The following is a 4,565-nucleotide window of genomic DNA, read 5'->3' as shown; positions in this document are numbered from 1 at the left end:
ATCAAGGGTACATTTTACCTCCATTGGTAAATTCTTTCCTAGAAATCACCTTAAAGCGTTTGCGATCGTCTCTATTTGTTATCTATTCGTGTTCTCTATGTCTGGAGTAGTTTGATTAAAAAACTATTTTGATAACTTTATTTAATAGTTTTATTATCAATATCTTTACTGTATGTATGGTGCAGAATATCGCGCACCTCCATTAAAATTTTTCCTAGCATATTTTTACCACTACCATCGGCTCCGCAACCCCAGTAAAAATCGATAGGCGAGTTTTCAACAATTTCTACATTGTTTGTAGAAAGTAAAATATCTTTAATATCTGTATGAGTTTGAAATTTGCACAGCACAGCTTGCCGCATGATGTCATCTTTAACCTGTTCCCAATCTTGGCGTAAGGGGCGCGTTCTCTCACGCCCCATTCTTGCTGCATCTTTAGGTGTTTTAACTAAGCGGATTTGTTCTACATGAGGTGTACCCACAAACTTTTGCGCTTGAAAGTAGTGTTCGCTAGTTGACCAATACAATCCATCTAATTCAAAGCCGTGAGACGAAAAGTTAGAGAAACAGCCATACTCTTCACGAGTACTATAAAAATAAATTGTCATAAAGTTTGCTACAATTTTTTTTGAATTTACTGAAGTTGTAAGTTGTTTATAAAACAGATGATTTATTTTCTGTTGATTCAATAAATGCCTCAAACTGACCATTAGGAGTCCATTGAATAGCCCCATCTCGCCCTGTAAAGAACAGTTTAGTTTTGCTTTGATTCAGTTCAGATAAAGTTGTTGGATCGAAGTTGGCAGAAGAAGCGATCGCTACTTGTGGTTGTAAAGTAATCACTAAATCTTTTAATGACTCAGGGGCACACCAAAGCACTTGCGGGCGAGGCAAACTTCCATTTTTAACTAGTTGCTGTACCTCTTTAGATTTAACATTACCTACTAATAGCCAATTTTGATCTAAAATTTGCAATTGTAAAATTGGTAATTGGTCGTTGATTAATTGCGCTACTATCGAGCCAGCTTTCACAGATTGACCAACTACCAAAGGTTGATAAATTCCTTGATGTTTTTGTAGTTCCTGTTGAATAGCCTGAGTTGTAATAGAATTATCTGTTTGAGGTGAATATTCATAAAAATTATTGATTGGTAAACGTTGCATTAATTCAAACCAAGCATTACTTTCGTTACCTTGAAAATCAGTTGCGATCGCCCAATTTATTTGATTTACACCCTGCTGTTGTAAAAACGGTAAAATTGTAAAACGTCCTGTACCTTCATCGCCACTGTTAATGACAGTTACAGTACCTCGATCTTGAACGACTACAATTGGTTCTGTCCCCGATTCTAAGATTGTTATCCTAAACAATGTATTTTTAGAATGCCAAAGTGGGATGAATACTAAACCAATTGCAATCATATTAGCAAACCACCACCGCCTTTGCCACCAACGCACTAGCCAGACCAATATAATTAGTATATAAATCGCCAAAAGCTGCCAAGTAGATATACTGCCCACCGCAACAGAATTTCCAGGCAAATTGCTAAAAAAATCTACTAGTTTAATTAACCAATCAGTAGGGTAATGTAATACACCTGCCAGGAAGCTTCCTGCGTCAGTCCAAATTAAACCTACTAACGCACTGATGATTCCACCTATACTAATGATCGAAATTAATGGAGTACTAATCACATTCAGCAACAGGCTATAAGATGGTACAACTCCAAAAACAAAAAGTTGCACAGGTAAAGTCCAAATAGTGGCAGCTAGGGGAACAGCAATCAAAGCAGCGATCGCAGGTGGTAGCCATGCTAGGCGATTGACTAATGCGGGTACTGTTACAACTAATCCTAATGTTGCTAAAAAACTCAATTGAAAACCTAAATCCCAAATCCATAGAGGATTAAACACTAATAGCAGAGTTGCTGCTAATAGCAATGACCCGAACTGTTTTACCTTCCTTTTTAATAGTAGACCCACTAACGCCGCAAAACCCATAATTACGGCTCTGAGAACCGCAGGTTGAAACCCTGTTAAACTTAGAAAAATGATTAAAGCCAAAAACCCAAGGGTAAATTGCGTTGCTTTTTTTGCCCGTTTCGTTAACTGTAAAATTACACTCAAGATCAAAGAAGTTTGGAACCCAGAAGCTGCTAAAGCATGAGCTAATCCTGCTTGTACAAATAAGTCGCGGATATCGTAGGGTAAATCAACAGCTTTGCTACCTAAAACCATTGCGCTGACAAGAGGTCCTTCAGGAATACCCAGCCAACGAACTTGCGATCGCACAATTCGCTCCCGAATTTGCCACCATCCCCATTTACGTTCTGGTTCCAAAACATTTATTTGTCGCCCAATTAGACCGGCAAACGTCCCTTCCTGCTTGAGAAACTTCTGAAAATCGAAACCACCAGGATTGGAAGCCGCCTTTGGTTTGTACAAAATCCCAGTCACGGCAATTTGTTGACTAGGGTATAACCCAGTAGCCTGAAGTATAGGGACTGTCACATACAATTTGCCTGTAACCCCTTGTGGGACACCTGCTGAACCTTTATTATTTTTAACTTCATCTAACTGAGTCGTTTCCAGCCAAAATTGTCCTCGTTGACTGCGAGTTAAGCGGGGATTACTTGCCACTTCGCCGCGTACAATCACAAGTTGTTCTTGATTGCTGCTATTTCCAGGCGGGACAAACTGACTAATATCTTTTGCACCCGGTTGTGGTATTCGCCATTGAAAATATAGAGTTGCCAATAATCCCACCAAGCCAGCAGCTAGCCATATTCGAGGATGGGGAGTACTTTGCCAAGTATTGGGTACTGCCTTATTTTTGCTTGCAGCATTTTCTGGTTTCTGAGCAAATTGCTGTAGCGTGATGCGTCTTCTAAAAAGAATTGCTCCCACTATCCCCAGAACCAAAATCCCCACACCACCCCAAGAAACTCCTGTAAGCAGCAAGCTAAAAATGTAGCTAAGACAAATAATTACACCACTGGTTTGAATCATAAGATTTTTGTAAAAGCACCTAGCAATCCGAATTTGCAGATGGTTTAAATATAGATAGGCCAGCAATAAAGAAAAATCGGTGTTGCTGAATTTGGTTATGAAATTCAAAAATAAAATATTCCAAACTCTTATTATCAGTGCTTGGAGCACCTCTACGTGAGCTTTTTATCTCTTTAAATCAGCAACAGCGAAAAGTTATGCTTGTGGTGAGTATAGTCGATCAAGTTTATATAAACAAAGCCCGCACAGGCGGGCCTTATCTTTGTAGCTTTAAGTAGCTTTAATGTTCTAAATTCAATATTTAACCGTCTTTCTGTCTTTTAGCAAAAGCCACATCAAAAAAATATACCTAGTTTAATAAGCCTCAGCGGCATAAAGATAAACAAAACGCAAAATCATAGTGAATTAAATTTGCCATGACTCTGCGTACTTTGCCTTCATTTTCCGTTACTCTGGCATTAAAAACGCTAACATTTTACACAAACTAAGTACTAGGTTTGTGTGTAGCCGCACCCTTTAGGATATTGGGCTTACTGTTGAACCTACAGTATCTTTAAGCAACGGAAAACCCAACTTCTCCCTTTGCTCAACATATAAATGAGCTACCTTCCTAGCCAAATGCCGAATCCTGGCAATATAGCGAGTTCTTTCCGTCACCGAAATCACACCTCTAGCATCCAGCAGATTGAATGTGTGCGAACATTTCATTACATAATCTAAGCTAGGCAATACCAGTCCTCGCTCCGTCAATTGCGTAGCTTCTTGCTCATACAAATTAAATAATGTCAGTAGCAACTCAGGATTTGATGCTTCAAAGTTGTATGTACACTGCTCAATTTCACTTTGCAGGAAAACATCTCCATAAGTAATGTTGTCTGTCCACTGTATCTTTATAAATGCTTCTACTTGTTGGAGATACATTGTCAATCGCTCTAACCCATAAGTTATCTCAATCGACACCGGACGGCAATCAATTCCTCCACACTGTTGAAAGTAAGTAAATTGAGTAACTTCCATACCATCTAACCATACTTCCCACCCAGTGCCCCAAGCTCCCACAGTTGCATCTTCCCAGTTATCTTCTACAAACCGAATATCGTGGTCTTCAGGACAGATACCTAAAGCCCTTAACGAATCAAGATAAATTTCCTGAATATTATCTGGCGAAGGCTTGATCAGAACTTGGTATTGATAATAGTGTTGAAAACGGTTAGGGTTTTCACCATACCGTCCATCTGTAGGGCGACGACAAGGCTCAACATAGGCAACAGCCCAAGGTTCCGGCCCCAATGCTCTTAAAAAAGTCTGGGGATTCTTAGTACCAGCCCCCTTTTCAATATCGTAGGGCTGGGCAATAAGACAACCGCGCGTGCCCCAGAAATGATGCAATAAACTTATTACTGATTGAAAATTCACTCTTCTATCCTTAGTCAACACAGTGCATAAACCATTGTTGCCTAGAACCCGGCACTGTGGACAGTTTCAGGATAATCAAAAAATATCCAAAATCAATTTGGGAAAAATAGTTGACACGAGGAAGTAGGTTCGCTATATTG

At 39.4% G+C, this 4,565-nt stretch carries 3 protein-coding genes; all 3 read right to left on the bottom strand.

The window, feature by feature from the left end; all coding sequences use genetic code 11:
* Positions 1-137: 137 nt before the first annotated feature.
* The 3 genes from RM368_RS38020 to glyQ all read right to left on the bottom strand — a co-directional run bounded on the left by RM368_RS38020 (position 138) and on the right by glyQ (position 4,425).
* Positions 138-608 (bottom strand): NADAR family protein, encoded by a 471-nt coding sequence (locus RM368_RS38020; protein ID WP_322698855.1) that lies wholly within the window; start codon positions 606-608, stop codon positions 138-140.
* Positions 609-654: 46 nt separating this feature from the next.
* Positions 655-3,009 (bottom strand): ComEC/Rec2 family competence protein, encoded by a 2,355-nt coding sequence (locus RM368_RS38015; protein WP_322698854.1) that lies wholly within the window; start codon positions 3,007-3,009, stop codon positions 655-657.
* A gap of 516 nt (positions 3,010-3,525) precedes the next feature.
* Entirely contained in the window at positions 3,526-4,425 is a 900-nt protein-coding gene (gene glyQ, locus RM368_RS38010) for a glycine--tRNA ligase subunit alpha (protein ID WP_322698853.1), read from the bottom strand.
* Positions 4,426-4,565: the final 140 nt, after the last annotated feature.

The organism is Nostoc sp. DedSLP03 (genome assembly GCF_034530815.1).
Classification (GTDB): domain Bacteria; phylum Cyanobacteriota; class Cyanobacteriia; order Cyanobacteriales; family Nostocaceae; genus Nostoc.
Note: the sequence above shows the minus strand (reverse complement) of the source record. Positions and strands in the feature narration are given on the sequence as shown.